Below are 1,184 nucleotides of genomic sequence, written 5' to 3'. Positions count from 1 at the left end.
TCTTTTGGTCTTGTCTTTTTCCTTCAGTTATTTTAGGATTCCTTGTTTCTCTATTTTTTATAGTTTTTGAAAAATCGTTGAGTATTTTTTTGTATGGAGATTATTACAAAGGGATTGGCTATCTTTTAGCATTTTCACTTCTAAGTGGAATTTTTCAAAGATTTAATCAGCTTTCAATTAGAATGCAAAAAAAAGGATTTTTGTTTTCATTAATAAGTGTAATTTTAGCATTGGGAAATTTTGGAGGAACGGTAGTATATGCATTAATTGTTTCTAGAAGTTTTTATGCAATTATTTTTGGGCAAATAATAGGGAATATATTTTCGCTTTTAGTAGGATTCTTTATTGACAAACAATTTAGAAGTTTTTCAAAGTTAAATTTTGAAAAACTAGTAGAATTTTTAAAATATGGAATTCCTTTTATTCCATCGATGATTTTGTATTGGCTTTTTTCATCGATTGATAGGATTTCACTAAGGCAATTTTCAACCTTTACTGAAATAGGACTTTACAGTGCAGCATTTAAAATAGTGTCGATTATGCAGCTTATTCAAGTTGGATTTACTACCTTTTGGGCACCTCTTGCATATGAAAAATATAATTCTGAAGATAGTTCGGATAATTTTTTTGAAAAAGCAAATTCATTAATTAGTGCGATTTTATTTGTTTTTGGATTATTACTTCTAGTCTTTAAAGATTTGATATTTTTGTTTTTTGCTAAAAGTTATAGAGAAGCATCATACATTGCACCATTTTTAATTCTTTACCCAATAATGTACATGTTGTCTGAAACAACAGTTTTGGGAATTAATTTTTCCAAGAAAACATATTGGCATATAGTTATAACTGGAGTTTCTGCATTTGTAAATTTTGTGGGTAATAGCATTCTTGTGCCATTTCTTGGGGCAAAAGGTGCAGCAATTTCTACAGGACTTTCATATGTAGTATTTTTTACCTTAAGAACAGTTATTGCACAAAAGTATTATCCAATGAATATAAAAATGAAAAGAATTTATATATCAGTATTTTTGATAGTAATAATTGCAAGTGTTGGTACGTTTTTTAAGGTGAGTTATATATATTATATCTTTTGTGCGATAGTTTTGCTTATTTATTTGTTACTATATAAAGATGTAATTTCTTATGTAAGAGGCCAGATAAAAAGATAATAACCTTTGGGGGTA

The 1,184-nt window shown here is 27.5% G+C and carries 1 protein-coding gene; it reads left to right on the top strand.

The features are described from left to right. A partial coding sequence (locus tag EO083_RS09715; protein WP_126994251.1) for a lipopolysaccharide biosynthesis protein occupies positions 1-1,169 on the top strand: 1,169 nt, incomplete at its 5' end. Positions 1,170-1,184: the final 15 nt, after the last annotated feature.

The organism is Thermosipho globiformans (assembly GCF_003990895.1).
Lineage (GTDB): Bacteria > Thermotogota > Thermotogae > Thermotogales > Fervidobacteriaceae > Thermosipho > Thermosipho japonicus.
This window is presented reverse-complemented; position numbering and strand designations above follow the sequence as displayed.